Below are 26,926 nucleotides of genomic sequence, written 5' to 3'. Positions count from 1 at the left end.
CCGCCGGTGGGGCCCGTCGACCCGGCACGTGAGGGGAACAGAAGCGAGAGAAAATCCGGACTGGAAGGGATATTGCGTGCACTAGCTGGCAATCGAGGTAAATGTCTATATTTGCGCTGAGTGCGGGGTGGGCCGTCGCAGCCGTCGATGAGCAGGCGCGATCCTCCGCCGCGCCGTGCCAAGATGAGCGACGTGACCGGCGTCGACCTTGCTCCTATTCTGCTCGTCCTCGGCGACGAGGAGCTGCTCGCCACGCGCGCGGTGACCGAAGCCGTGGCGAAAGCCCGCAGCGTCGACCCGCAGGTCGACGTCCGGGAGTACCAGGCCGGGATGTTGGCCGTCGGCGAGATCGCCGAGATGCTCAGCCCCTCGTTGTTCGGTGGCCGGCGGGTGCTGGTGCTCCGTTCCGCCCAGGACGCCCGCAAGGACCTGGTCACCGCGCTGCTCGACTACGCCCGCAATCCCGACCCGGACGTCCAGCTGGTGGCCCTGCACCTGGGCGGCGGCAAGGGCAAGGCGTTCGCCGACGGGCTGCGGGCCGCCGGCGCCACGGTCGTCCCGGCCGCGAAGCTCAAGGGACACCGCGAGCGGGTGGCGTTCGTCCGCGACGAGATCCGCCGGGGCGGGGGCAGGTGCACCGACGACGCTGCCGAGGCGTTGATCGCCGCCGTCGGCACCGACCTGCGGGAGTTGGCCGCCGCCTGCTCGCAACTGCTCGCCGACACCGACGGGCGGATCGGCGCGGACACGGTGGCCCGCTACTACCGGGGTCGGGTCGAGGTGAGCGGCTTCACCGTCGCCGACGCCACCATGATCGGCGACGTGCCGGCGGCCCTGGAGGCGTTGCGCTGGGCCCTGCACGTCGGGGTCGATCCGGTCCCGATCGCCGACGCCCTCGCCGACGGGGTCCGCACGGTGGCCCGGGTCGCCGCTGCCGGCCGGGGCGACCCCTACCAGCTGGCGAGCACCCTCGGCATGCCGGCCTGGAAGATCAAGAACGCCCAGCAACGGGCCCGGGGCTGGACGCCGGAGGGCCTGGTCGAGGCGATGCGGGCGGCGGCCGAGTGCAACGCGGCGGTCAAGGGCGGCGCCGACGACCGGGGGTACGCCCTGGAGAAGGCGGTCTTCTCGGTCGCCGCCGCCCGGCGGGGCAGCGCCCGGTGACCGGCCCCTCCCGCCCGGTGGTGGGGCACGGTGGGCGGGTGACCGGCCCTGCCCGCCCGGCGGCGGGGCGTGGCGGGCCCGGATGGTCGGTCGTACCGGCGGACGACCGCCGCTACCGGCCGCTCTACGCCCGGCTGCTCGGCCTGCGCATCATCAACCCCGGCGCGGTGCTCTGCTTCCTCTTCTTCGAGGGGGCGGTGGCGTTCGCGGTGCTCCTCGCCCTGGCCGAGCTGGTGAGCTGGTGGGCGGTGGCGGTGCTGCCGCTGGCGGTGGCGATCATGGTCAAACTCAACGATGAGGTCGCCGGGCGGGTGGTCCACTCGGCGGCACTGGTGCCGGAGCAGGAACGCGACCGGTTCCGGCGGGAACTCGAACCCATCGTCGGGCGGGCCCCGGTGCCGTACCCGCTACCCGGCACGGTGGTCACCGACGCGCCCGCACCGGGGAGGCCGACCGGGCCGCCGCTGCGCCCCCGGCGGTACCACGGCTAGCCCGACCATGGTCGTCGTCGTGCCACGACACACCCGGGACGGGACGCGGGCGGCCGTCGCCACGCACCGTCGCCAGGGAAGACGGCAGCGCACCGTCGCCAGGAAAAGCACAGCCGAGAGCCCCGGGGTGGTACCCCGGGGCTCTCGGTCAGGTGTGGGTCGCTCGGTCAGGCCGAGAACGAGTCGACGCGCTTCGCGATGGCCGACTTCCGGTTGGCCGCCTGGTTGGCGTGGATGACGCCCTTGCTGGCGGCCTTGTCGAGCTTGCGGGCGGCGTCACGCATCAGGGTGGTGGCCTTCTCGGTGTCACCAGCCTCCGCAGCCTCGTGGAACTTCCGGATGGCGGTCTTCAGCGACGACTTGACCGACTTGTTACGCAGCCGGCGCTTCTCGTTCTGCCGGTTGCGCTTGATCTGGGACTTGATGTTCGCCACGCGACAGCCTCGTCTTGATAGCTCGGTTTGGTCTGCAATCCGCGTACGACGTGCATGCGTCATCGCCACGCGAAAAGCCAGGCTACCAGGTCGGCCGGGACGAGCCAAAACGCCCTGCCCCGGGCACAGCGGGCCGGCCCGCCGTCGGTGGCCGACCGGTCCGGGGCCGGTCGGTGTCAGCGCCAGCCCCGCCGGGCGGCGAGCCAGCGGAGCGCCTGCTCCCCGCTGAACCGCCGGTGCGCCCCGAGCAGCGCGGACGTACCCGCCGGGTTCCCCCCGGGCGTCCCGGTGCCCGGCTCGGCCGTCCCCACGCCCGACGCGGGGGCGGCCGTCGCCGGCGGGCCGGCGGCGGTGAGGTAGTAGCCGGCGAGCGCGGCCAGGGTCACGTCCAGGGCGTCGGGCGGGGCGTCGGCCGCCGCCGGATGTGTGGCGAAGACGGCGTCCAGCCCGGCCCCGTCGGCGTACCCGGTGATCAACAGGCCGGCCAGGTCGAACCAGGCGGGGCCGTGGCACAGCCAGTTCCAGTCGCAGAACCAGGCCCGGCCGGCGGGGTCCAGCAGCACGTTGTCCACCCGCAGGTCGCCGTGGGCCAGGCCGGGCGCGGCTGCCGCGTACCCGGGCAGGCGGGACTCCAGCGCGACGAGTTCGGGCAACCGGTCGCGGGCCGGCGGGATCAGCGGGGGCACCGGCTCCCGCCCGGCGGCCACCTCCTCCCACCACAGGATGTCGGAGCGGGCCAGGTCGGCCAGCCGGGGCAGGCCGATCGCGGTCAGCCCGGCGGGCGGGTCGGCCAGCGCGGCGGCGACCCCGGCGTACCCGGCGAGCACGGCGTCCAGCTCGGCCGGGTCCCAGGGCAGGCGGGGTGTCCGCCCGTCGACGGCGTCCAGGCCGACCGCGTACCAGCCGGCCGCGTCGAGCGCCCAGTGCGGGCGGGGCACCGGCAGGCCGGCGGGCAACCGGGCGAGGACGGCCAGCTCCCGGGCGTACCAGTCGGCGAGGTGACGCTGGCGGGCCAGGTCGGCGGCCTTGACGAAGACCCGCGCGCCGGTGGCCGTGGTGAGCACGGCGGCGAAGCCGCCGGTGAAGCCTGCGGTCGCGGTCCGGGCCGCGACCACCGGCGCGCCGAGCCGGCCGCTGACCGCCTCCCGCAGGGCGTCGGGCAGGTCCGGCCAGTCGGGTCGCACGGCGGTCCGGTGGTACGGCGGCGGCGTCGCGGACACCCCACCATCGTGCCCGGTCCGGCCGGGCCCGGCCGGGTGGGGCCGGGGGCGGCGCGGGTCTGGGAGACTCCGAGCCATGAGGACCGACGACTTCTGGCAGTTGATCGACCAGGCCCGCGCCGGGGCCGGGGGAGAGGCCGACGCGGTCGCCGCGCGGGCGGTCGCGCTGCTCGCCGAGCGCACCCCGGAGGACATCGTCGGGTACGCGCACCACCAGCAGCGGGTGCTGGCCGCCTCGTACCGGGTCGACCTGTGGGGTGCGGCGTACCTGATAAACGGGGGTGCCTCCGACGACGGGTTCGAGTACTTCCGGGGCTGGCTGATGACCCAGGGCCGGGCGGTCTTCGCCGCCGCGGTGGCCGACCCGGATTCGCTGGCGGGGCTGCCCCGGGTGCGGTCGGCGGCGCTCAGCGGCGAGGAGTTCGAGTGCGAGGACATGCTGGCGGTGCCGTGGGACGCGTACCGCAAGGCGACCGCGGCTGAGTTGCCGGCGCAGCGGGACCCGGTGCGGATGCCGGACCTGAACGACTTCTGGGACTTCGACGACGAGGCGGAGGCCCGCCGCCGGCTGCCGAAGCTCGCCGCGCTCTTCGTCGAGCCGCCCGAGGAGTGAGCCGCCGGTGGAGCCGCCGCCGGGTACCCCAGGAGTGATCGGACCGCGTTCGGAGCGACGTGGGAGCATAGAGGGGGCCGGCGGCGTGTCGGCCCGCTCACGTCAGCCGACCAGAACGGACCGCTGTGCCACCGACGCTCGATCCCGGCGCGAACGCTCCTGGTGCCACCGACCCGGCGCGCATCCGGAACTTCTGCATCATCGCCCACATCGACCACGGGAAGTCGACCCTGGCCGACCGGATGTTGCAGCTCACCGGCGTGGTCGATCCCCGGCAGATGCGCGCGCAGTACCTCGACCGGATGGACATCGAGCGCGAACGCGGCATCACCATCAAGAGCCAGGCCGTCCGGATGCCGTGGACCATCCGCGAGGGTGAGCGGGCCGGTGAGCAGGCCGTCCTGAACATGATCGACACCCCGGGCCACGTGGACTTCACCTACGAGGTGTCCCGGTCGCTCGCCGCCTGCGAGGGGGCGCTGCTGCTGGTCGACGCCGCCCAGGGCATCGAGGCGCAGACGCTGGCGAACCTCTACCTGGCGCTGGAGAACGATCTCAAGATCATTCCGGTGCTCAACAAGATCGACCTGCCGGCCGCCCAGCCCGAGAAGTACGCCGAGGAACTGGCCCACCTGATCGGCGGCGACCCGGCCGACTGCATCAGGGTCTCCGGCAAGACCGGTGACGGGGTGCCGTACCTGCTCGACGAGATCGTCAGGCAGTTCGTCCCGCCGGTCGGCGACGCCGACGCGCCCGCCCGGGCGATGATCTTCGACTCGGTGTACGACGTCTACCGGGGCGTGGTCACCTACGTCCGGGTCATCGACGGCCGGATCAGCGCCCGGGACCGGATCAAGATGATGTCCACCGCCGCCGTGCACGAGCTGCTGGAGATCGGCGTCATCTCCCCCGAGATGGTCAAGGCCGACGCGCTCGGCGTCGGCGAGGTGGGCTACCTGATCACCGGGGTGAAGGACGTCCGCCAGTCCCGGGTCGGTGACACCGTCACCATCAACGCCCGGCCGGCCACCGAGGCGCTCGGCGGCTACAAGGACCCGAAGCCGATGGTCTACTCCGGCCTCTACCCGATCGACGGCTCGGACTACCCCAACCTGCGCGAGGCGCTGGACAAGCTCAAGCTCAACGACGCCGCGCTCGACTACGAGCCGGAGACGTCGGGCGCGCTCGGCTTCGGCTTCCGCTGCGGCTTCCTCGGCCTGCTGCACCTGGAGATCATCCGGGAGCGGCTGGAGCGGGAGTACAACCTCGACCTGATCTCCACCGCGCCGAACGTGGTCTACCGGGCCATCACCGACGACGGTGAGGAGATCGTGGTGACCAACCCGAGCGAGTACCCCACCGGCAAGATCGCCGAGGTGTACGAGCCGGTGGTGCGGGCCACCGTGCTCACCCCGAACGACTACGTGGGCGCGGTGATGGAGCTGTGCCAGGGGCGGCGGGGCAGCCTGCTCGGCATGGACTACCTCTCCGCCGACCGGGTGGAACTGCGCTACACCCTCCCGCTCGCCGAGATCATCTTCGACTTCTTCGACCAGCTCAAGAGCCGTACCAAGGGGTACGCCTCGCTGGACTACGAGCCCTCCGGCGAGCAGGCGTCCGACCTGGTCAAGGTGGACATCCTGCTGCACGGCGAGCCGGTGGACGCGTTCAGCGCGATCGTGCACAAGGACAAGGCGTACAACTACGGCACGACGATCGCGGCGAAGCTGCGCAACCTGATCCCGCGCCAGCAGTTCGAGGTGCCGATCCAGGCGGCCATCGGCAGCCGGGTGATCGCCCGGGAGACCATCCGCGCCATCCGCAAGGACGTCCTCGCCAAGTGCTACGGCGGTGACATCAGCCGCAAGCGCAAGCTGCTGGAGAAGCAGAAGGAGGGCAAGAAGCGGATGAAGATGGTGGGCCGGGTCGAGGTTCCCCAGGAGGCCTTCATCGCCGCGCTCTCCTCGGACTCCGCCGACGCCAAGCCGGCCGGCAAGAAGTAGCCGGGCGCGGACACCCGATCGGGTCGGCCGTGCCCCGCGTGGCCCGTCCCGTCCCGGTACCCACGACGGCCGGCGGCCCCGGTGATCCGACCGGGCCGCCGGCCGTCGGCGTGTGCGTACCCGGTGTCGTACGGACGAATTTTCCGCCCCGGTGCCGCTGCCGGATGGACTGGCGCGAGTGTCCTGAGCTGCGCGGACATCGACAGCCGGCAAACCGACGCAGCGGTGTCGGATCGACGTTCGGCGACATGTGTGGTGGTGAGTCGGTTTGGTTTTCCGGCGGGTCGGGAACCTAGCTGTCACGACAGGAACCACACATACCGTGTGACTCAATCTTCAGGAGGAGGGCGACCGTGGAGTTCACCGTCTGGGGCATCATCACCGCGCTCGTTGTTGGTCTCATCGTCGGCGCTCTGGGCCGTCTGGTCGTGCCGGGCCGCCAGAACATGCCGATCTGGCTGCACATGCTGATCGGCGTGGGCGCCGCCCTGCTGGGCACCGTGCTGGCCCGCGCCATGGGCATCGCCACGGAAACCGCCGGCATCGACTGGACGGAGCTGCTGGTGCAGGTCGTCCTCGCCGCCATCGCCGTGGCCCTGGTGGCCGGTGTGGGTCGCCGCCGCAGCGTCACCCACCGGTAAGTCAAGCGGCACCGCGCAGCGGGCGCCCGACCCCCACGGGGTCGGGCGCCCGCTGGCGTGTGGGGGCCGGGCGGCGCGGGCCGTCGCCGGTGACGGGCGGTCTAGACCAGATCGTTACCGGAGTCGGTTTGGAGATTATCCACTTCGGGAACCTATCGATCACCACAGCAACAAACACTCACCAACGACATATCTACTGAAGGAGGACGGCCGTGGAGTTCACCGTCTGGGGCATCATCACCGCGCTCGTCGTCGGTCTCATCGTCGGCGCGCTGGGTCGCCTGGTCGTGCCGGGCCGCCAGAACATGCCGATCTGGCTGCACATGCTGATCGGTGTCGGTGCCGCGCTGCTGGGCACCGTGCTGGCCCGCGCGATGGGCATCGCCACCCAGACCGCCGGCATCGACTGGGCCGAGCTGCTGGTGCAGGTCGTCCTCGCCGCCATCGCCGTGGCCCTGGTGGCCGGTGTGGGTCGTCGTCGGGGCGTCACCCACCGGTGACCCCGCCCGCCGGCCGGTTACCGGCCGGCGCGGACCAACCCAGCGGATGCCCGCCCCCGGTTCGGGGGCGGGCATCCGCTCGTCCGGATGGCGACCGTCGATCCCGTCGGGTCGTCGCGGGGCCTGCCTGAGCGGCCCCCGCCTGCGATACGGTCGCCTCGCCGAACGCCCCGCCGTCGGCCGCCGCACCGTCGGCGGTCCGCCCGCGCGGGGCGGCACCCACCCCCTGTCGTAAAGGAAATTTTCCTACTAGGGTGCGGCAGAGAAGGTAAGTGCCGGACGGTGCGAGGGAGATGTGGCGTGAACAGGTGGAAGCGGCTGGCCCCGGTCACCGCCGTCGTGGCCTCGGCCGCGATGGTGCTCGCCGGTTGCGGCGGTTCCGGCGACGACGAAGCCGCCGACGACAGCAAACTGACGGTCTGGATGATGGGCGAGGGGAGCGACGCCCAGACGGCGTTCCTCGACGGCGTCGAGACCGAGTTCCGGCAGCGGCATCCCGACACCGACGTGGTGGTCCAGTACATACCCTGGCTGGAGGCGCCGAAGAAGTTCCAGGCGGCGCTCGCCGGCGGCGAGGGCCCGGACGTCACCGAGCTGGGCAACACCGAGACCCAGGGCTGGGCGGCCCAGGAGGCGCTCGCCGACATCTCCGGCCGCTTCGGCGGCTGGGCCGACGGCAGGGACGTCCTGCCCGACCTGGTGCGCAACGCCCAACTCGACGGCAAGCAGTACGGCGTCCCCTGGTACGCCGGGGTCCGCGCCGTCTACTACCGCACCGACTGGTTCGCCGAGGCCGGCGTGCAGCCGCCGAAGACCTGGGACGAGCTGGTCTCGGTCGCCAAGGCGGTGCAGGCCAAGAAGCCCGGCAGCTACGGCATCGCCCTGCCGGGCAACTCCGAACTGCCCTTCTACTCCTTCCTCTGGGGTGCCGGCGGCGAGATCGCGACCGACCAGGGCGGCACCTGGAAGTCCGGTTACACCAGCCCGCAGGCCCAGCGGGCGGTGAAGTTCTGGACCGACCTGGTGACCGTGCACAAGGTCGCCCCGCCGGCCGCCGCCGGGTGGAACGAGATCGACGCCCGTACCCAGTTCGCCACGGGCAAGGCGGCGATGGCCTTCGCCGGCAGTTGGCAGGCCGGCGCGATCAAGAAGGACAATCCCGACATCGAGAAGGTGTGGGGGACCTTCCCGATCCCCGGCCCGGACGGCGGCCCGGCCCCCGCCTTCGCCGGCGGCTCCGACGTCGCTCTCTGGCAGGACAGCGAGCGGCAGGACCTGGCCTGGGACTACCTGACCGTGCTGTTGAGCAAGAAGAACGCGAAGACCTTCGCCGGCAGCCTCGGCTTCTTCCCGGTCTACTCCGACCTCGTGCAGGGCGGCGACTACGCCGACGACAAGCTGATGGCGGCGTTCGCCAGCACCATGCAGCGCACCCGGGTGACCCCGCTGACCCCGAAGTGGGTGGAGGTCAGCCGGACCAAGACGGTCACCCAGGCGATGAACAGCTCGGTCATCAAGGGCCAGAAGTCGGTGCAGCAGGCCACCGCCGACGCCGCCGCCGAGATGGAAAGCATCCTCAACGCCAAGTGAGCATCCGGACCGAGCACCCCGCGACGGCCGCCGCCCGAGACACCCCCACGCGGCGGCGGCCCCGGGTGGACCGCCTGCCGTACCTGCTCCTGTTGCCCTGCCTGGTCGTGATCGGGGTGCTGCTGCTCTGGCCGCTGGGCCAGGTGGTGGCGATGTCGTTCTTCCGGCTCAACAGCGTCCGGCAGCTGCGCGGGGACCGGGAGTGGCCGTTCGTCGGGCTGGCCAACTACACCCAGATCCTCGGCGACCCGTTCTTCCGTACGGTGCTGCGCAACACCGTGCTCTTCGCGGCGGCGAACGTGCTGCTGACGATGGTGCTGGGCACCCTGGTCGGGCTGCTGCTGCACCGGCTCGGCCGGAAGATGGCCACCTTCGTGGCCAGTTGCGTGATGCTGGCCTGGGCCACCCCGGCGCTGACCGGCACGATCGTCTGGAAATGGATCTTCGACGACACCTCCGGCCTGGTCACCTGGGCGTTCAATGCCCTGCCGGACGGGCTGTCGCAGGCGCTCTTCGGCCGCACCGACTGGTCGGGTTACGGCTGGTTCAACTCGCCGCTGCTGTTCTTCGCGATCCTGACCCTGGTGGTGGTCTGGCACTCGTTCCCGTTCATCGCGGTCAGCGTGCTCGCCGGGCTCAAGAGCGTGCCGAGCGAGCTGCACGAGGCGGCCCGGGTCGACGGGGCCGGCCCGTGGACGGTGTTCTGGAAGATCACCTTCCCGCTGCTGCGGCCGGTCTTCGGCATCCTGGTGGTGCTCTCCACCATCTGGGACTTCAAGGTCTTCACCCAGCAGTTCGTGCTGGCCGGCGGCACCCAGGACCGGCCGACGTTCATGCTGTCGATCTACTCGTACGCCGAGGCGTTCTCCCCGCCGCCCAAGTACGGCGTGGGCTCGGCCATCGCGGTCATCCTCACGCTGATCCTGCTGGTGGTGACCGGCCTGTACGTCCGGATGGTGCTCAGACAGGAGGACGCGTCGTGAAGAAGGTCGCCCTCAACGGCGCGGGCCTGCTGGTGGCGCTCTTCGCCGCCTTCCCGGTCTACTGGATGATCGCCACCTCGCTGAAACCGAACCGGGAGATCTTTTCGACCACGCCCCGGCCGGTCCCGGCCCACCCCACCCTGGAGCACTACCGGGAGATCCTCACCGGCAACCTGATCCCGGGCGTGACCTTCGGCGACTTCCTGCTCAACAGCGTGCTGGTGGCCGTCAGCACGGTCGTGCTCAGCGGGCTGGTGGCGCTGCTGGCCGCGACGGCGGTCGCCCGGTTCCGGTTCCGGCTGCGGACCACCTTCCTGATCATGCTGCTGGTGGTGCAGATGATCCCGCTGGAGGCGCTGGTCATCCCGCTGTTCCTGATGATCCAGCGGCTCGGCCTCTACAACACCCTGCCCAGCCTGATCCTCACCTACCTGGGCTTCTCGCTGCCGTTCGCGGTGTGGATGTTGCGCGGCTTCGTGGCAGCCGTGCCGAAGGAACTGGAGGAGGCCGCCGCCATCGACGGCGCCAGCCGCGTCCAGACCTTCCGCAAGGTCCTCTTTCCGCTGGTCGCGCCCGGCCTGGTGGCCACCAGCATCTTCTCCTTCATCACCGCCTGGAACGAGCTGATCTTCGCGTTGACCTTCGTCAACGACCAGAGCCGCTACACCCTGCCGGTGGCGATGACCTTCTTCTTCGGCCGCGACGACACCGCCTGGGGGTCGGTGATGGCCGCGTCCACCCTGTTCACCCTCCCCGTGATCGTCTTCTTCCTGCTGGTGCAGCGTCGGATGGTCTCCGGTCTGGTGGCGGGCGCCGTCAAGGGCTGAGCCGGGACGGTGACCACCCGCGCCCGGCCGTACCCTGGGGCCATGACGGGCAGGGTGGCGGCGGTGAACCTCGGCGTGGTGACGCAGGCGCAGTGGGCGGGTGACGCGAGCGGGCGCAGCGGCATCGACAAGCGGCCGGTCGACGGCCCGGTACTGCTGCGCGCCGACGGGGTGGCCGGCGACTTCATCGGCGAACGGCCCCAACACGGCGGCCCCGAGCAGGCGGTCTACGCCTACGCGCAGGAGGACGCCGGCTGGTGGTCGGCCGAACTGGGCCGCGACATCCGCCCCGGCGGCTTCGGCGAGAACCTCACCACCTGCGCGGTGGACGTGACCGGCGCGGTGATCGGCGAACGCTGGGCGGTCGGGTCGGCGCTGCTCCAGGTCACCAAACCGCGTACCCCGTGCACGACCTTCGCCGGTTTCTGGGGGGTGCCCGACCTGATCAAACGGTTCACCGTCCGGGCCGCCCCCGGGGCCTACCTGCGGGTGCTGCGCGACGGCGAGGTGAGCGCGGGCGACCCGGTGACGGTGGTGGACCGGCCGGCGCACGGCGTCACCATCGGCGAGGTGTTCCGGGCCACCAGCCTGGAGCCGGAGCTGCTGCCCCGGCTGCTCGACGTACCCGAACTGCCCGCCTCCACCAGGGAGAAGGTCCGCCGCCGGTTGAACGTCGCCGGCTGACCGCACCGGCCCGGCCCGTCAGGCGGGGTCGGCGAAGACCTCGGCCAGCACCCGGGACCCGGTCGCCCGGCCGTCGGCGACCTTCGCCCACCGGCCGTTGTCGGCGCTCCACTCCAGCCCGTCGAAGCGCACCCGCTTCACCCCGTGGTCGGGGGCGTGCGAGACCAGCCAGTGCGCGTACCGCCAGCCGTCCCGGGCGTCCGAGGCGGGCACCGTCACGTCGGTCAGCTCGGCCACCGCACCGGCGTCGGGCAACCCCCAGTCGAGGGTCAGGCCACGGGTCAGTTCGGCCGCTGCGGCCTGCCCGCGCATCACCGGGGTACGCCCCACCGTGCAGGCCACCGCACCGGTCGCCTCGCCGAGCAGGGCCCGCGCCAGCACCTGCGACTCGTCGGCCCACTTCTGGTACGCCTCCGGGTACGCCGAACGCTGCACCGCCTGGGCCGCGTCGGTGACCTCCATCCGCTCCCAGCCGCGTACCTTCTTCAGCGCCTTGTAGAACCGGTTCGCCGCGTACCGCTGGTCGCGGATCTGCTCCGGGGTGCCCCACCCCTGGCTGGGGCGCTGCTGGAACAGGCCGAGCGAGTCGCGGTCACCGTGGGCGAGGTTGCGCAGCCCCGACTCCTGGTACGCGGTGGCCAGGGCGACCACCACGGCCTGTTCGGGCATCTGCCGCTGCATGCCGATCGCGGCGATGGTGGCCGCGTTGGCCATCTGGTCGGCGTCGAGCTTCACGGTGCCGTCGGCCTGCACGGTGCAGCTACGGCCGGCGACGGGAAGCCGGAACTCCCCGTCGAGTTGACGGACTCCCCAGCCCCCGACGATGGCGAACAACGCCACCACGACCCCGGCTGCCACGAATGTCCGCGTCCGCACCCGCACCTCCCGTTTCAACGTTCGCCAAGCGTACGTCGCCAACCGGCGGCCCCGGGTCGGTCGACCGGTTCACGTTCCCGCAGGGCCGTCCGGAAAACCCCACACCCCTCGCACTCACCCCGCACCCTCACCGTGCCCACCCTCCACCGCCACCACCCATCGGGCTGGTCGCTTCTCCCGGAACGCCGCCACGCCCTCGCGGCCCTCGTCGGAAAGGAAGTAGCCGGTGGACCGGGCGGACAGGTCGGCGATCTCCGCGCGCAGGTCGGTGGCGGCCGGGCGGCGCAGCAGCTCCTTCGTCCCGGCCAGCGCCCCGGGAGCGCCCCGGACCAGCGACGCGCAGTACCGGGCCACCGCCGCGTCCAGCTCGGCGGCCGGCACGGCGGCGGTCACCAGCCCCACCTCGGCGGCCCGCCGGCCGTCGAAGGTGTCGCCGGTCAGGTACAGCTCGGCGGCGGCCCGGGGATGCAGCCGGGGCAGCACGGTCGCCGAGATCACCGCCGGGATCACCCCGATCCGCACCTCGGTGAAGGCGAACGTCGCCTCCTGCGCGCAGACCGCCAGGTCGGCCGCCGCGATCAGGCCCAACCCGCCGGCCCGCGCCGGCCCGGCCACCCGCGCCAGCACCGGCTTCGGGCACTGGCGCACCGCCACCAGCACGTCACCGAGCATCCCGGCCGGCACCGACCCGCTGGCGTACGCCGCCGCCGTCTCCTTGAGGTCGGCCCCCGAGCAGAAGACCGGGCCGGTGTGGTCCAGCACGACCACCCGGACCGCGTCGTCGGCGACCGCCCCGGCGATCCCGGCCAGCAGCTCGGTCATCAACGGGGTGGACAGCGCGTTGCGGTTGTGCGGGCTGTCCAGGGTGAGGGTGGTCACCCCACGGGCCGTGGCGACCCGCACGAGTCGGTCGGGAGAGGTCATGCCGGGCACACTAGTGGCCATGCCCGGCGTCCTTCCAGATGGCGAGACCGTTCCCGTCGACGGCGCGCTGCCCGGCACCGCCCTGCGCGGGGTCGGCGCGCGCGGGTTCGGTGTCTACCTGCACGTGCCGTTCTGCGCCAGCCGGTGCGGCTACTGCGACTTCAACACCTACACCGCCGCCGAGCTGGGCGGAGGCGTCGGCCGGGAGTCGTACGCCGACACCGTGCTGGCCGAGTTGGCGCTCGCCGCCCGGGTGCTCGCCGACGCCCCACCGCCCCGGGTCGACACGGTCTTCGTCGGCGGCGGCACCCCCACCCTGCTGCCCGCCGACGACCTGGCCCGGCTGCTCGACGGCATCGACCGCACCTGGGGGCTGGCCGCCGACGCCGAGGTCACCACCGAGGCCAACCCCGAGTCGGTCACCCCGGAGTCGCTGAAGACCCTGCGCGCCGCCGGCTACACCCGGATCTCGCTGGGCATGCAGTCCGCCGCCGCCGGGGTGCTGGCCGTCCTCGACCGCACCCACCGCCCGGGACGGGCCGTCGAGGCCGCCCGGGAGGCCCGCGACGCCGGGTTCGACCACGTCAACCTCGACCTGATCTACGGCACACCGGGGGAGCGTCCGGAGGACTTCGCCGCCTCGCTGGAGCAGGTGGTCGCCGCCGGGGTCGACCACGTCAGCGCGTACGCCCTGATCGTGGAGGACGGCACCCGGCTGGCCGCCCGGATGCGGCGCGGCGAGCTGCCGTACCCCTCCGACGACGTGGCGGCGGACCGCTACCTGGCCGCCGAGGACGCCCTCGACGCGGCCGGTTTCTCCTGGTACGAGGTCTCCAACTGGGCCCGCGGCGGGGCGGCCCGGTGCCGGCACAACCTGCTCTACTGGACCGGCGGCGACTGGTGGGGCCTCGGCCCGGGGGCGCACAGCCACGTCGGCGGGGTGCGCTGGTGGAACGTCAAACATCCCACGACGTACGCGCAGCGACTCGCCGCCGGGCACTCACCCGGCCTGGCCCGGGAGATCCTCACCCCGGCCGAGACGCACACGGAGGACGTGATGCTGCGCCTGCGGCTCGCCTCCGGCCTGCCGCTGGAGGTGCTGGACGACGCGGGCCGGGCCGCCGCCGCCCGCGCGCTCGCCGACGGGCTGCTGGACCCGGTGGCCTATCCGCAGGGACGGGCGGTGCTCACCCTGCGGGGCCGGCTGCTGGCCGACGCGGTGGTCCGCGACCTGCTGCCCTGAGCGTGGCCGCGCCGGCCCGCCGCGCACCCTGCCGGGGCGCGCCGGGGCCGGCGGTGGTGCCCGACCGGCCGGGGGAGCGGCCGGTCGGGACTCACTTGATGAAGCTGGTGGACATCGGGTAGCGGTAGGCCTGACCCTCGTTGGCCTTCATGCCGGCGATGATCCCGAACAGGATCTGGATCACCACGACCGCGATGCTGGGCAGGAAGAGCAGGCACCAGCTCACGAAGAGCAGCACGAACGCGATGATCGACCAGAGGATCTGGAAGTTCAGCGCGGCCAGGGCCTGCGCCCGGACGGCCGGCGACTGCTGCCCGCGTACCAGGTAGGCGATCAGCGGGGCGACGAAGCCGAGCGGGCCGAAGCTGATCAGCGCGCCGGCGGCACCGCCGAAGTGCGCGACCAGCGCCCAGGTCTTGTCCTCGCTGTTGGCGTAGCCGCCGCTCGGCGCGCCGTAGGTGCCGCCGGTCGGATATCCGCCACCGGGCGGGGGGTAGCCACCCGGCGGGGGGTAACCGCCCGCGGGCGGCTGGTCGCCGGTGGGCGGCGGATACCCGCCGGGCGGGGGATACCCGCCAGCGCCCGGCGCGCCGGACAGTGGTGCGGTGGGCGGTTCGTATGGCGAGCCCTGGGGCGCGGTCGGGTCCTGCGGGAACCCGTCGCCCGCGCCGGGAGGGCGAGGTGGTTCAGTCATGCCCGCCACGGTAGGGGCTGCCGGCAAGGGTGCACCAGAGCGACACTGGTGAGGTTGGCCTCGAACGTGCGTCAGCGCCCCCGCCGTCATGGTCCGTCTTGATCATATCGGTGGCGGTACTGCCGACGTAGACTGGCACTCGCTACAGTCGAGTGCCAGAGTGCTCGCCCGGGTGTGACAGCGCCCGCAACGACGTGCGTCAGGAGGTGGGAGATGGGTCTCGACGACCGCAAACTCGCCGTGCTGCGGGCGATCGTCGAGGACTACGTCGCCACGCAGGAGCCCGTCGGCAGCAAGACGCTCGTCGAGCGGCACCAGCTCGGGGTCTCCCCGGCGACCGTCCGCAACGACATGGCGGTGCTGGAGGAGGAGGGCTACATCCGGCAGCCGCACACCAGCGCCGGCCGGGTCCCCACCGACCGGGGCTACCGCCTCTTCGTCGACCGGCTCTCCCGGGTCAAACCGCTCAGCCCGGCCGAACGCCGAGCCATCGAGCGCTTCCTGGTCGGCGCGGTCGACCTCGACGACGTGGTGCACCGCACCGTACGCCTGTTGGCGCAGCTCACCCGGCAGGTCGCCGTGGTGCAGTACCCGTCGCTGGCCCGCTCGTCGGTGCGCCACCTGGAACTGGTCCCGATCTCCACCACCCGGCTGATGCTGGTCATGATCGCCGACACCGGGCGGGTCGAACAGCGGCTGGTCGAGCTGGCCGCGCCGGTCCCCGCCGACGACGTCCTCGACCTGCGCCGGCTGGTCAACGAGAAACTGGTCGGGAGTCGGTTGTCCGACACTCCGCCGCTGGTGCAGGCGCTGGTCGACGAGAGTGCTCCACACCTGCGCGGCGCGATGACCACCCTGTCCACCGTGCTGTTGGAGACCCTGGTCGAGCGCACCGAGGAGCGGCTCGCGCTGGCCGGCACCGCCAACCTCACCCGGGGTGGCCTGCTCGACTTCCAGGGCTCGCTGCGACCCATCCTGGAGGCGCTCGAAGAGGAGGTCGTGCTGCTCAAGCTGATCGGCGAGGCGGAGCCGAGCACCACCCGGGTGCTGATCGGCGACGAGAACGAGGTCGACAATCTCCGTGCCGCCTCGGTGGTCAGCACCGGGTACGGCCCGGGCAGCACCATCGTCGGCGGGCTGGGCGTGCTCGGCCCGACCCGGATGGACTACCCCGGCACCATCGCCACGGTGCGGGCCGTGGCACGCTACGTGGGCGAGCTGCTGGCCCAGAACTGACCAGTCAGGGCCGGCGGCCGGCTCCGGCCGCCGACCGGCGCAAACGCGAGACGAACATGAGGACACGGAACGCAGTGGCCAGGGACTACTACGGCATTCTCGGCGTGAGCCGGGAAGCCTCCGACGACGAGATCAAGCGCGCCTACCGCAAGCTGGCGCGGCAGTTCCACCCGGACGTCAATCCGGACCCGGAGGCACAGGAGAAGTTCAAGGACATCAACGCCGCGTACGAGGTCCTCTCGGACGACCGGAAGCGGCAGATCGTCGACCTGGGCGGCGACCCGCTCGCCCCGGGCGGCGGGGGCGCCGGCGGCCCGGGTGGTCCCGGCGGGGCCGGCCCGTTCGTCGGCTTCCAGGACATCATGGACGCCTTCTTCGGTGGCGCGGCCGGTGGCGCCCGTGGCCCACGGCCACGGACCCGGCCCGGGGCCGACGCGATCCTGCGGCTGGAACTGGACCTGCACGAGACCGCGTTCGGCGTCGAGGCCCCGATCACGGTCGACACCGCCGTGCTCTGTACCACCTGCTCCGGGGCGGGCACCGCAGCCGGCACCCACCTGGCGACCTGCGAGGCGTGCGGTGGCCGGGGCGAGGTGCAGTCGGTGCAGCGCACCTTCCTCGGTCAGGTCGTCTCGGCCCGGCCGTGCACCGTCTGCCAGGGCTACGGCACCACCATCCCGCACCCCTGCCCGACCTGCGCCGGCGACGGCCGGGTGCGGACCCGCCGCTCGCTGACCGTCAAGATCCCGGCCGGCGTGGAGGACGGCATGCGCATCCGGCTCGCCCAGCAGGGCGAGGTCGGCCCGGGTGGCGGCACCGCCGGTGACCTCTACGTCGAGATCCACGAGCGGCCGCACGACGTCTACTCCCGCAAGGGCGACGACCTGCACTGCCGGGTCACCGTGCCGATGACCGCCGCCGCGCTGGGCACCCGGCTCACCATCAAGACGCTGGACAGCGACGAGAACCTCGACGTGAAGGCCGGCACCCAGCCGGGCAGCACGTTGCGGCTGCGTGCCCGGGGCGTACCGCACCTGCGCGGCACCGGGCGGGGCGACCTCTACGTCCACCTCGACGTGCGTACCCCCACCAAGCTCGACGCCGACCAGGAGAAGATGCTGCGGGACTTCGCCAAGACCCGGGGCGAGGAGGTCGCCGAGCTGAGCAAGCAGGGCGGCTTCTTCTCCCGGATGCGCGACGCCTTCAACGGCCACGCCTGACCGGTCGGGCCGTTCCGACCGGTCTCATCCTGGTCGGCTTGTTCCGGTCGGTCGTGTTGCGGCCGGTTTCGTGCCGGGTGATCTCGTCCCGGTCGAGCCGTGCTCGACGGTCTCGGGTCGGTCGACTCGTCCTGGTCGGGCCGTGCCGTGCCGTGTGTCGGGCCGGTCGGGGGCGTGCCGGCCTGTCTCGTGCCGGTGGGGTCGGCGTCCCGGGTGGCTTCCCGGCCGGCCCGGCCGGTTAGCCTGATCGGCGTGTCCGCACCGCTGTTCCTGGTCGAGTCGCTGCCCCCTGCCGACCAGTTCACCCTGGACGGCCCCGAGGGGCACCATGCCGCCACCGTGCAACGGCTGCGCGTCGGCGAGGAACTGCTGCTCGCCGACGGGCGGGGCGGCACCGCCACCGCCGTGGTCACCGCCGTCGGCCGGGGCGCCCTCGACCTCACCGTCACCTCCCGGGGGTACGTCGACGCGGACGTCCCCCGGCTGGTCGTGGTGCAGGGCATCGCCAAGGGCGACCGGGGTGAGCTGGCCGTACAGGCGATGACCGAGGTCGGGGTGGACGAGATCGTGCCCTGGGCGGCGTCCCGCTCGGTGGCGCAGTGGCGCGGCGACCGGGGCGTACGGGCCCGGGAGAAGTGGGTGACGACGGCCCGGGAGGCGGCCAAACAGGCCCGCCGGGCCTGGCTGCCGGTGGTGGCCGGCGCCCCGGACGAGTCCACCGCCGCGGTGGCCCGCCGGATCGCCGGGGCGGGCGCGGCGTTCGTCCTGCACGAGGAGGCCGACGACCGGCTCACCACCGTCGACCTGCCGGGCACCGGCGAGATCGTCCTGGTCGTCGGGCCCGAGGGCGGCGTCGCCCCGACCGAGTTGACCACCTTCACCGACGCGGGCGCCCGCGCGGTACGCCTGGGCCCCTCGGTCCTGCGCACCTCCACCGCCGGCCCCGCCGCCCTGGCCGTCCTCGCCACCCGCCTCTCCCGCTGGTGACCCCCTCTCCCTGCCCTCCCACCCCCCGCCTTACCCGCCCCCGCCCGCCCGTCCTCCCCACCCGCCCCACCCTCCCCACCTGCCCCGTCCGCTCCCGCCCTGCCCCCGGTGATCAAGAGCTTCGCGTCATCCCCCAGCCCGATTCCCGCCGCAAACCTCTTGATCACCGCCCCTCAACGCCGTCTCCTAGCACCGTCCCCGGCGGTGTGGCCGGTGATCAAGAGGTTTGCGTCATCGGCGGGCCGGGATTGACGCAAACCTCTTGATCACCGGGGCAGGGCAGGGCAGGGGCGGAAGGGCGAGGCGGAGACGAGGGGGAGGGAGGGGCGGGTGGGGGAGGGGTGGTCTTTAGAGTGGGGGGATGGGAGCCGACTGTCTGTTCTGCCGCATCGTCGCCGGGGAGATTCCGGCCACCATCGTCAAGGAGACCGCCACCACCCTGGCCTTCCGTGACATCGGGCCGAAGGCGCCGGTGCACGTGCTGATCATCCCCAAGGAGCACTACGCCGACGTGGCGACGCTCGGTCAGGGTGACCCGGGGCTGGCCGGCGAGGTGCTGGCCACGGCGGCGGCGGTGGCCGAGGACGAGGGGCTGACCGGTGACGGCTTCCGGCTGATGTTCAACACCGGCCCGTACGGCGGCCAGGAGGTCTTCCACGTGCACGCCCACCTGCTCGGCGGCGCGCCCCTGGGCCCGATGCTGGCCCGGGACCTGGTGTGACGTCGACGGTCGACCCGGAACCCGACCCGGACGGCCAGGGAGCATCCACCCGGCGTCGGCTGGAACGGATGGTCCGTGGCACCCAGGCCCAGGCCCGGGTGCCCGCCCTGGCGGTGGCGCTGCACCGGGCCGACAGTCCGCTCTGGAGCTTCCAGGTCGGCGGCACCGGCAACGACACCGTGCTCGGCCCGGCGAGCCGGTTCCGGATCGGATCGGTCACCAAGACCTTCACCGCCGTGCTGGTGTTGCAGTGCCGCGACGACGGGCTGCTCGACCTGGACGACCCGCTGGGCCGGCACCTCGACCTGCCCGCGCACGGCGACCTGACCGTACGCCGGCTGCTCTCGCACACCGCCGGGCTGCAACGCGAGCCGTACGGCGACGTCTGGGACACGCTGCGTGCGCCGCAGGTGGACGAGTTGGTCGCCGACCTGGTCCGGGCCGAGCGGGTGCTGCCCACCGGCCGCCGTTACCACTACTCGAACCTGGGCATGGCGCTGCTCGGCCGGCTGGTCGGCGCGTTGCGCGGCGGCACCTGGGCCGAGGTGCTCGCCGACCGGGTGCTCACCCCGCTGGCGCTCGCTGACACCTCGGTCGACCCGGGGCCGCAGGCGGTGACCGGTTTCCTGGTCGACGCGTACTCCGACGAGGCGCACCCGGAGCCGCCGACCGACTTCGGGGCGGTCGGGCCGGCCGGCCAGCTGTGGAGCACCGCGACGGACATGGCCCGGTGGGCGGCGTTCCTGGCCGATCCGGCCGCGCTGGACCCGACCGGGGCGGTGCTCGCCGCGACGACGCTGGACGAGATGCGCTGGCCGGTGACCACCACCGACGAGACGGCCTGGAGGGCCGGCTTCGGGCTCGGGCTGATCATGGTCCCGTTCCCGGACCGGGTGGTGCACGTGGGGCACGACGGCGCGATGCCTGGGTTCCTGGCCGGCGTCTACGGCCGGCGCGGCGGGGACGGCACCCCCGGCGCGATGGGCTGCGCGGTGCTCGCCTCCTCCGGCACCGCCGCCGAGGTGCTGGAACTGCCGCACCGGCTGCTCGCCGCCTCGGCGGAGCACGACCCGGCGGAGATCGTGCCGTGGCGGCCGGGCCCGGGGGCGCCCGGCCCGTTGCGCGGGGTGCTGGGTCGCTGGTGGGGCGAGGGGTTCGAGTACGTCTTCTCCTGGCACGACGGGGCGCTGCGAGCCCGGGGCGCGGACGATCCGGCGGGGCGGCCCCCGGCGGTGTTCGCGCCGACGTCGCCGTCGCCGGACGTGTTCCGGACGGTCTCCGGGCGGGAGGTCGGGGAGCTGCTGCGGCTCACCCGCGACGCCGACGGGACGGTGGTCGCGATGCACTGGGCCACCTACCGCTTCACCCGCCGCCAGGAGACCTTCGACCGGTACGACTTCCGGGCCTGACCGGGCTGACTGCGGCCCGACGCCGGCCGCCGGCCCGATCCGGCTCCCGTGCCCGACCCGCCGGCTCCCGGCCCGACGCCGGCCGCCGACACGGGGCCGGGAGACGGGTACGACCGCCCTGTCCCGCCAGGCGGGAAAAACTGACGCGGTGCCGCCGGGGCCGAGCGGATACGATGGGAGTATCGTCCGCACGCCGCGCCAGCAGGGCACGGCGCGAGATGGAAGCAGGTGGCGCAGGGCCCCACGGCCCGACCTATGACCGGCACCCCACCTCCCGGCCCGCCCCGGGTGCAGACCAGGATCACGGTTCCCGACGCCAAGATCATGGTCAACCTGCTCGGCGCGGGCGACGAGATCCTGCGACTCGTCGAACGTTCGGTCACCAGCGACGTGCACGTTCGCGGCAACGAGATCACCATCACCGGCGCGCCCGCGGACAATGCTCTCGCCGAGCGCCTCTTCAGCGAGCTGCTCGAATTGATCGAGAAAGGCGAGACCCTGACCACTGACGCTGTCCGGCGTACCGTCGGCATGCTCGAACAGGGCGGCACCGAGCGGCCCGCCGAGGTGCTCACCCTCAACATCCTCTCCCGGCGCGGGCGCACCATCCGCCCCAAGACGCTGGGGCAGAAGACGTACGTCGACTCGATCGACGCCAACACGATCGTGTTCGGCATCGGCCCGGCCGGCACCGGCAAGACCTACCTGGCGATGGCGAAGGCCGTCCAGGCGCTCCAGGCCAAGCAGGTCAGCCGGATCATCCTGACCCGTCCGGCGGTCGAGGCGGGCGAGCGGCTGGGCTTCCTGCCGGGCACCCTGAACGAGAAGATCGACCCGTACCTGCGCCCGCTCTACGACGCGCTGCACGACATGCTCGACCCGGAGTCCATCCCGAAGCTGATGGCCGCCGGCACCATCGAGGTGGCACCGCTGGCGTACATGCGGGGTAGGACGTTGAATGACGCGTTCATCATCCTGGACGAGGCGCAGAACACCACGCCCGAGCAGATGAAGATGTTCCTCACCCGGTTGGGCTTCGGTTCCAAGATCGTGGTGACCGGTGACGTCACCCAGGTGGACCTTCCCGGCGGGACGGCCAGCGGGCTGCGGGTCGTCCGGGAGATCCTGGGCCATGTCGAGGACGTGCACTTCGCGCAGCTCTCCAGCGCGGATGTGGTCCGGCACCGGCTGGTCGGTGAGATCGTCGACGCGTACGCCCGCTGGGACGAGCGGGAGAACCAGCAGGCGCAGGCCGTGCACGCCGTGCCGGGGCGGACCGCCCAGGGCGGCCGGGCCGGCCGACGCCGCTAACCAATCAGAGGAAGACAGTTGTCCATCGAGATCGCCAACGAGTCCGGTGCCGAGGTCGACACCGACGCGGTGCTCGCCGTGGCCCGGCACGCCCTCGACGAGATGGGGGTCAACCCGCTCGCCGAGCTGTCCGTGCTGCTTGTCGACATCGGCTACATGACCGAGCTGAACCATCGCTGGATGGGCGGCGACGGCCCCACCGACGTGCTCGCCTTCCCCATGGACGAGGGCAGCGTCGACCACGGCCCGGGGGAGAGCGCCCCGGCCGGCGGTGAACCGGCGCTGCTCGGCGACATCGTGCTCTGCCCGGAGGTGGCGGCCAAGCAGGCGGCCACCGCCGGGCACAGCGCCGCCGACGAGCTGCACCTGCTCACCGTGCACGGGGTGCTGCACCTGCTCGGCTACGACCACGCCGAGCCGGAGGAGGAGCGGGAGATGTTCGCCCTCCAGGCCCGGCTGCTGGCCAGCTGGCGGTCGACCCGGTCCCGGTGATGGACATAGTCGCGGCCGGTCCGACCGCCGGCCTTCCCGATCTTCAGCTGATCTTCTTCGCGGCCGGCCTGGTGGTGCTCGCCGGCCTGATCGCGATGACCGAGGCCGCGCTGGCCGCGGTCTCCCCGGCCCGCGCCGCGGAGCTGGCCCGCGACGGGGCGCGCGGCGCGCGTACCCTCCAGGCCGTCGCCGGTGACGTGGTCCGCCACCTCAACCTGTTGCTGCTGTTGCGGCTGCTCGCCGAGCTGACCGCCACCACCCTGGTCGCCCTGGTCGCGGTGGACAGCTTCGGCGCGGGCTGGCGGGCGGCGCTGGTGACCGCCGGGGCGATGACCGTGGTCAGCTTCGTGGTGGTGGGGGTTGCCCCGCGCACCCTGGGCCGGCAGCACGCGTACGCGGTGGGCCGGGCGGTGGCGCCGCTGGTGCGCTGGCTGGGTCGGGCGCTGAACCCGCTGGCCTCGCTGCTGATCCTGATCGGCAACGCGGTCACCCCGGGGCGCGGCTTCCGGGAGGGGCCGTTCGCCACCCAGGTCGAGCTGCGGGAGCTGGTCGACCTGGCCGAGCAGCGGGGGGTGGTGGAGCACGGCGAACGCCAGATGATCCACTCGGTCTTCGCGCTCGGCGACACCATCGCCCGGGAGGTGATGGTGCCGCGTACCGAGATGGTGTGGATCGAGGAGGGCAAGACCCTCTCCCAGGCGCTGGCGCTGTTCCTGCGCTCCGGCTTCTCCCGCATCCCGGTGATCGGCGAGAGCGTCGACGACGTGCTCGGTGTGCTCTACCTCAAGGACCTCATCCGGCGTACCCGGGGCGGCGACCTGCGGGCCCACCAGACGCCGGTGGCCGAGCTGATGCGGCCGGCGACGTTCGTGCCGGAGTCCAAGCCGGTCGACGACCTGCTGTCGGAGATGCAGGCCGCCCGCAACCACCTGGTCATCGTCGTCGACGAGTACGGCGGCACCGGCGGCCTGGTCACCATCGAGGACATCCTGGAGGAGATCGTCGGCGAGATCACCGACGAGTACGATGTCGAGCGCCCGCCGGTGGAACACCTGGCCGACGGCGCGGTGCGGGTCACCGCCCGGCTGCCGGTGGAGAACCTGGGCGAGTTGTTCGACACCGAGCTGCCCACCGACGAGGTGGAGACGGTCGGTGGCCTGTTGGCGCAGGCCCTGGGGCGGGTGCCGATCCCGGGTGCCGACGCCGAGGTGGCCGGCCTCAAACTGGTCGCCGAGGGCACCACCGGCCGACGTAACCGGATAGACAGCGTGCTGGTCAGCCGGGTGCCGTCGGACGGACCCGATTCCCCTGACAGTCAGCACAGCACCGAGGAGAGGCAACCCGCCGATGCCTGAGACACCCGTCGAGCCGGCCGCCCGGCCCACCCCGTCCGATCCGGCCGAGTTGAGCGCCGAGGACGGCAAGCTGGTCGTGCTGGCCCGTGGTGCCCGTGCCCGGGTGGCCGCGGTGGAGGGCGCGGCGGTCCGCGACCAGGACGGCCGGACGTACGCGGCGGCGAGCGTCGCGCTGCCCTCGTTGACGGTCACGGCGTTGCAGCTCGCGGTGGCGTCGGCGGTGGCGGCCGGGGCGAGCCGGCTGGAGGCGGCGGTGGTGGTGACCGAGGCGTCGACGTTGGACGGGGCGGGGCACGCCGCGGTACGGGACCTGTCCGCCGACGCGCCGATCCACGTGGCCGCGCCGGACGGCACGGTGCTCGGCACGGTGATCGAGTGACAGGCGTGGAGCAGCGCCCGTACCGTGCGGGTTTCGGGTGTTTCGTCGGGCGGCCGAACGCCGGCAAGTCGACCCTGACCAACGCGATCGTCGGCACCAAGATCGCGATCACCTCCAACAAGCCGCAGACCACCCGGCACGTCATCCGGGCCGTGTTGCACCGGCCGGATTCGCAGCTGGTCCTGGTGGACACCCCGGGCCTGCACCGGCCGCGCACCCTGCTCGGCGAGCGCCTCAACGACCTGGTGCGCACCACCTGGACGGAGGTCGACGTGATCGGCCTCTGCATTCCGGCCGACGAGCCGGTGGGCCGGGGTGACCGGTTCATCAGCGGCGAGCTGAGCGCGTTGAAGGCCACCGTCCTCGCCGTGGTCACCAAGACCGACCTGGTGGACAAGCGGCGGCTGGCCGAGCAGTTGCTCGCGGTCAGCGAGTTGGCTGACTTCGCCGCCGTGGTGCCGGTCAGCGCGGTCTCCGGACACCAGGTGGACACCCTGGTCGACGTGATGACGGGCCACCTGCCGCCGTCGCCGCAGCTCTACCCGGACGACATGCTCACCGACGAGCCGGAGCAGGTGCTGGTCGCCGAGCTGATCCGGGAGGCGGCGTTGGAGGGGGTCCGCGACGAGCTGCCGCACTCGATCGCCGTGGTGGTGGAGGAGATGATCCCCGAGGGTCAGCTCATGAAGATCTACGCCGACGTCTACGTCGAGCGGCCCAGCCAGAAGGCGATCGTGCTCGGCCACCGGGCCAGTCGGCTCAAGGAGGTCGGCACCACCGCCCGTAAGCAGATCGAGGAGCTGCTCGGCACCCGGGTCTACCTGGACCTGCACGTCCGGGTCGCCAAGGAGTGGCAGCGCGATCCGAAGCAGTTGCGCAAGCTGGGTTTCTGATCCCGTGCGCCTGGTGGAATTCCGACCCTGATATGGGAAGTTTCACGTCAGGCACCGATTAGCAGCTGTTTCACAGGTCGGGTGCGCAGGGTAGGGGACGTTCATCCCGCCCCCCACATAGATGCAGCCTGATGCGTAACCGATATCTGGATCTGCTCCGGTTCCTGGCCATCGTCCGGGTCGTGGTCTACCACGTCACCGGGCTGGCCTCGCTGACGCTGGTCTTCCCGGCCATGTCGGTCATGTTCGCCCTGGCCGGGTCGCTGATGGCGGCGTCGCTGGACCGCTCCGGCGTGCCCGCCGTCGGGCGTCGGCTGCGCCGGCTGCTGCCCTCGCTGTGGGTGGTGGCGGCGGTCTTCGTCCCGGCGATGCTGCTGACCGGGCTGGTGTTCACCCCCCGGGTGGTGCTGTGGCTGTTTCCCATCACCGACCCGCCGGCCAACTACTGGGGTGGGCTCGCGCTCAGCCCGATCTGGTACCTGCGGGACTACCTGTGGTTCGTGCTCGCCTCCCCGGTGGCACTGTGGTTGTTCCGCCGGGCCCCGCTGCCCACCCTGGCCGCCCCCTACCTGCTGTTGATCGCGATCGAGGCGGGCCTGCTGACCACCACCTCGGCGGTGCCGCACCACTTCGGCCTGTACTTCGGTGCCTGGCTGCTCGGCTTCGCCCACCACGACGGGTTGCTGCGCCGGCTGGCCGGCCGGGTGCTGGTGCCGGCGGCGCTGCTGCTGGCCGGGGCCGGCGCCGGCTGGATCCTCACCCACCCCGGGCCACGCGGCTACGACCTCAACGACATCCCGCTGGGCAACGCCCTGTGGTCGGCGGCGTTCATCCTGGTCGTCATCGGCCGGGCCCCGACCGCTGCCGCCTGGGTGGACCGTAACCGGATCGTCGGCCGGCTGGTGACGATCGCGAACCGACGCGCGTTGACCATCTACCTGTGGCACATGCCCTTCGTGGTGGCGCTCACCCCGCTGGTCGGGCTGGTCGGCTGGTCCCCCCGCGACCCGTGGGGGCTGGCGATCCGGGTGGTGCTGGTCTTCCTCCTGGTCGGTGTGGTGACCCTGCTGGTCGGCTGGGTCGAGGACGTGGCGGCCCGCCGCCGTCCCGAGCTGGTCCCCGGCCGGCGGCCGCCCCGACAGGTGCCGGCGACGCCCGTCGTCCCGGCCCCCCGGGCGGCCGGGGCCGACGCCGCCGGGGCCAGGGCCCGGTGAGGTACGCCGGGACGCCTCAGCGTTGTACGACCGTCACGTTCCCGCTGCCGGTCTCGAGGTCGAGCACCAGCGACGCCGCCGGATCGTTGGTGACCCCGATCTCGGCTTCCCCCGAGCCGACGTTCGACTTCACCCGGTAGCGGCCCGCCGGCACCGTCAGCTCGACGTCCCCGCTGCCGGCGTGGGCCCGTGCCGAGGCCGCGGCGCTCAGCAGGAGCGTGATGTTGCCGGAGTCGGTCTCGGCGAAGACGTCGCCACCGAGCCGGGTGCCGGTGACGTCGCCGGAGGACGCCCGCAGGTCGACCGGGCCGGTGACGTTGAGCACCTCGATGTTGCCCGAGCCGGTCTCGGCCCGCACCGGGCCGCTGGCGTCGGCGATCCGCAGGTTGCCCGAGCCCAGGGAGAAGTCGACCGACCCGATCCTGGCCAGCTCGACGTCACCGGAGCCGGTCTCGCCCTGCACCCGCACCCCGGGCGGGGCGGTCACCTCGTACGACACCGAGCAGCGGGGGCCGCAGCCGGTGTCCAGCACCAGTTCGTCGCCGGTGACCTGGTACGTGGTGTCGGGCTGGTCACCCTGGTAGCGGAGCACCCGCTTGACGCGTACCCCGGTGGCGGGGCCGGTGGCCCGCACCACGACGTCCCCGGAACCGGGCCGGACGGTGATCCGGGCGATCGTCGCCGCCTCGGTGGTGTCGAAGTCCAGCCGCCGGAACGCCAGTGTGTCGCACCCGGTGACGAGGATGAGGGCGGCGGTCGCGCCCAGGGCGACCACGCTGCGGGGAAGTGCCATGACCAGCAACCTACGACCGCCGCACCCCG

General features: G+C 72.6%; 28 protein-coding genes. 22 read left to right on the top strand and 6 right to left on the bottom strand.

Annotated features, from left to right (window positions below; genetic code table 11):
• Positions 1–183 precede the first annotated feature (183 nt).
• The gene (holA, locus tag ACN261_RS02125; RefSeq protein WP_421483726.1) at positions 184–1,164 is read left to right on the top strand and encodes a DNA polymerase III subunit delta; all 981 of its coding nucleotides are present in this window, start codon (positions 184–186) and stop codon (positions 1,162–1,164) included.
• Positions 1,165–1,202: 38 nt separating this feature from the next.
• Positions 1,203–1,655, top strand: a complete 453-nt coding sequence (locus ACN261_RS02120) for a hypothetical protein (RefSeq protein ID WP_421483725.1) — start codon at positions 1,203–1,205, stop codon at positions 1,653–1,655.
• Between the two features lie 167 nt (positions 1,656–1,822).
• On the opposite strand, the gene rpsT is transcribed toward ACN261_RS02120, so the two are convergent.
• Positions 1,823–2,089, bottom strand: a complete 267-nt coding sequence (gene rpsT / locus ACN261_RS02115) for a 30S ribosomal protein S20 (RefSeq protein ID WP_088644372.1) — start codon at positions 2,087–2,089, stop codon at positions 1,823–1,825.
• A gap of 176 nt (positions 2,090–2,265) precedes the next feature.
• Complete coding sequence (locus ACN261_RS02110) at positions 2,266–3,309, bottom strand: phosphotransferase family protein (RefSeq protein ID WP_421483724.1); 1,044 nt, start codon at positions 3,307–3,309, stop codon at positions 2,266–2,268.
• Positions 3,310–3,385: 76 nt separating this feature from the next.
• Between ACN261_RS02110 and ACN261_RS02105 the strand changes: the two genes are divergently transcribed.
• The 8 genes from ACN261_RS02105 (at position 3,386) to ACN261_RS02070 (ending at position 11,150) form a co-directional block, all read left to right on the top strand.
• Entirely contained in the window at positions 3,386–3,922 is a 537-nt protein-coding gene (locus ACN261_RS02105) for a DUF4240 domain-containing protein (protein WP_357932098.1), read from the top strand.
• A gap of 125 nt (positions 3,923–4,047) precedes the next feature.
• A complete protein-coding gene (gene lepA / locus ACN261_RS02100; protein ID WP_088644374.1) occupies positions 4,048–5,925 on the top strand; it encodes a translation elongation factor 4 in 1,878 nt (625 codons plus the stop codon).
• A 353-nt stretch (positions 5,926–6,278) separates the two neighbouring features.
• Positions 6,279–6,566, top strand: a complete 288-nt coding sequence (locus ACN261_RS02095; protein WP_204959569.1) for a GlsB/YeaQ/YmgE family stress response membrane protein — start codon at positions 6,279–6,281, stop codon at positions 6,564–6,566.
• A gap of 212 nt (positions 6,567–6,778) precedes the next feature.
• Positions 6,779–7,066, top strand: a complete 288-nt coding sequence (locus tag ACN261_RS02090; protein WP_088644376.1) for a GlsB/YeaQ/YmgE family stress response membrane protein — start codon at positions 6,779–6,781, stop codon at positions 7,064–7,066.
• A 300-nt stretch (positions 7,067–7,366) separates the two neighbouring features.
• Positions 7,367–8,656 carry a sugar ABC transporter substrate-binding protein gene (locus ACN261_RS02085; protein ID WP_421483723.1) on the top strand — a complete coding sequence of 430 codons (1,290 nt, stop codon included), beginning with the start codon at positions 7,367–7,369 and terminating at the stop codon, positions 8,654–8,656.
• Complete coding sequence (locus tag ACN261_RS02080) at positions 8,653–9,639, top strand: carbohydrate ABC transporter permease (protein ID WP_421483722.1); 987 nt, start codon at positions 8,653–8,655, stop codon at positions 9,637–9,639. Before ACN261_RS02085 ends, ACN261_RS02080 begins: the two co-directional genes overlap by 4 nt.
• On the top strand, positions 9,636–10,466 hold the full coding sequence (locus ACN261_RS02075) for a carbohydrate ABC transporter permease (RefSeq protein ID WP_421483721.1): 831 nt from the start codon (positions 9,636–9,638) through the stop codon (positions 10,464–10,466). Before ACN261_RS02080 ends, ACN261_RS02075 begins: the two co-directional genes overlap by 4 nt.
• 42 nt (positions 10,467–10,508) lie before the next feature.
• Positions 10,509–11,150, top strand: a complete 642-nt coding sequence (locus tag ACN261_RS02070; RefSeq protein ID WP_421483720.1) for an MOSC domain-containing protein — start codon at positions 10,509–10,511, stop codon at positions 11,148–11,150.
• 18 nt (positions 11,151–11,168) lie between these two features.
• Here ACN261_RS02070 and ACN261_RS02065 read toward each other — a convergent pair whose 3' ends face one another.
• Positions 11,169–12,032, bottom strand: a complete 864-nt coding sequence (locus ACN261_RS02065; RefSeq protein WP_421486898.1) for a hypothetical protein — start codon at positions 12,030–12,032, stop codon at positions 11,169–11,171.
• Between the two features lie 108 nt (positions 12,033–12,140).
• Entirely contained in the window at positions 12,141–12,950 is an 810-nt protein-coding gene (locus ACN261_RS02060) for an enoyl-CoA hydratase-related protein (RefSeq protein ID WP_425848117.1), read from the bottom strand.
• Positions 12,951–12,969: 19 nt separating this feature from the next.
• On the opposite strand from ACN261_RS02060, the gene hemW reads away from it, so the two are divergent.
• Complete coding sequence (gene hemW, locus ACN261_RS02055) at positions 12,970–14,193, top strand: radical SAM family heme chaperone HemW (protein ID WP_421483718.1); 1,224 nt, start codon at positions 12,970–12,972, stop codon at positions 14,191–14,193.
• Between the two features lie 91 nt (positions 14,194–14,284).
• Here hemW and ACN261_RS02050 read toward each other — a convergent pair whose 3' ends face one another.
• Complete coding sequence (locus tag ACN261_RS02050; protein WP_421483717.1) at positions 14,285–14,887, bottom strand: DUF4870 domain-containing protein; 603 nt, start codon at positions 14,885–14,887, stop codon at positions 14,285–14,287.
• 213 nt (positions 14,888–15,100) lie between these two features.
• On the opposite strand from ACN261_RS02050, the gene hrcA reads away from it, so the two are divergent.
• The 11 genes from hrcA to ACN261_RS01995 all read left to right on the top strand — a co-directional run bounded on the left by hrcA (position 15,101) and on the right by ACN261_RS01995 (position 26,104).
• Positions 15,101–16,123, top strand: a complete 1,023-nt coding sequence (gene hrcA / locus ACN261_RS02045) for a heat-inducible transcriptional repressor HrcA (protein WP_204926294.1) — start codon at positions 15,101–15,103, stop codon at positions 16,121–16,123.
• Between the two features lie 74 nt (positions 16,124–16,197).
• Positions 16,198–17,343: a molecular chaperone DnaJ gene (dnaJ, locus tag ACN261_RS02040; protein ID WP_425853550.1), complete on the top strand. Its 1,146-nt coding sequence runs from the start codon at positions 16,198–16,200 to the stop codon at positions 17,341–17,343.
• Between the two features lie 252 nt (positions 17,344–17,595).
• Entirely contained in the window at positions 17,596–18,330 is a 735-nt protein-coding gene (locus ACN261_RS02035) for a 16S rRNA (uracil(1498)-N(3))-methyltransferase (RefSeq protein WP_421483716.1), read from the top strand.
• A gap of 361 nt (positions 18,331–18,691) precedes the next feature.
• Positions 18,692–19,051: a histidine triad nucleotide-binding protein gene (locus ACN261_RS02030; RefSeq protein ID WP_088644388.1), complete on the top strand. Its 360-nt coding sequence runs from the start codon at positions 18,692–18,694 to the stop codon at positions 19,049–19,051.
• Positions 19,052–19,119: 68 nt separating this feature from the next.
• Positions 19,120–20,460, top strand: a complete 1,341-nt coding sequence (locus tag ACN261_RS02025; RefSeq protein ID WP_421486896.1) for a serine hydrolase domain-containing protein — start codon at positions 19,120–19,122, stop codon at positions 20,458–20,460.
• Between the two features lie 255 nt (positions 20,461–20,715).
• A complete protein-coding gene (locus ACN261_RS02020; protein WP_421483715.1) occupies positions 20,716–21,771 on the top strand; it encodes a PhoH family protein in 1,056 nt (351 codons plus the stop codon).
• 18 nt (positions 21,772–21,789) lie between these two features.
• Entirely contained in the window at positions 21,790–22,263 is a 474-nt protein-coding gene (gene ybeY, locus ACN261_RS02015; protein WP_088644390.1) for an rRNA maturation RNase YbeY, read from the top strand.
• A complete protein-coding gene (locus tag ACN261_RS02010) occupies positions 22,239–23,618 on the top strand; it encodes a hemolysin family protein (protein ID WP_204926477.1) in 1,380 nt (459 codons plus the stop codon). The genes ybeY and ACN261_RS02010 overlap by 25 nt, the downstream gene beginning before the upstream one ends.
• Positions 23,611–23,997: a cytidine deaminase gene (locus tag ACN261_RS02005; RefSeq protein WP_204926297.1), complete on the top strand. Its 387-nt coding sequence runs from the start codon at positions 23,611–23,613 to the stop codon at positions 23,995–23,997. Before ACN261_RS02010 ends, ACN261_RS02005 begins: the two co-directional genes overlap by 8 nt.
• Positions 23,994–24,890, top strand: coding sequence for a GTPase Era (gene era / locus ACN261_RS02000; RefSeq protein WP_421483714.1), 897 nt, complete (start codon positions 23,994–23,996; stop codon positions 24,888–24,890). The genes ACN261_RS02005 and era overlap by 4 nt, the downstream gene beginning before the upstream one ends.
• Positions 24,891–25,021: 131 nt before the next feature.
• Positions 25,022–26,104 carry an acyltransferase family protein gene (locus tag ACN261_RS01995; protein ID WP_421483713.1) on the top strand — a complete coding sequence of 361 codons (1,083 nt, stop codon included), beginning with the start codon at positions 25,022–25,024 and terminating at the stop codon, positions 26,102–26,104.
• A 16-nt stretch (positions 26,105–26,120) separates the two neighbouring features.
• On the opposite strand, the gene ACN261_RS01990 is transcribed toward ACN261_RS01995, so the two are convergent.
• Positions 26,121–26,897: a DUF4097 family beta strand repeat-containing protein gene (locus tag ACN261_RS01990; RefSeq protein WP_421483712.1), complete on the bottom strand. Its 777-nt coding sequence runs from the start codon at positions 26,895–26,897 to the stop codon at positions 26,121–26,123.
• Positions 26,898–26,926: the final 29 nt, after the last annotated feature.

The sequence above is a fragment of the Micromonospora sp. WMMD723 genome, from assembly GCF_049863385.1.
GTDB lineage: Bacteria > Actinomycetota > Actinomycetes > Mycobacteriales > Micromonosporaceae > Micromonospora > Micromonospora wenchangensis.
This window is presented reverse-complemented; position numbering and strand designations above follow the sequence as displayed.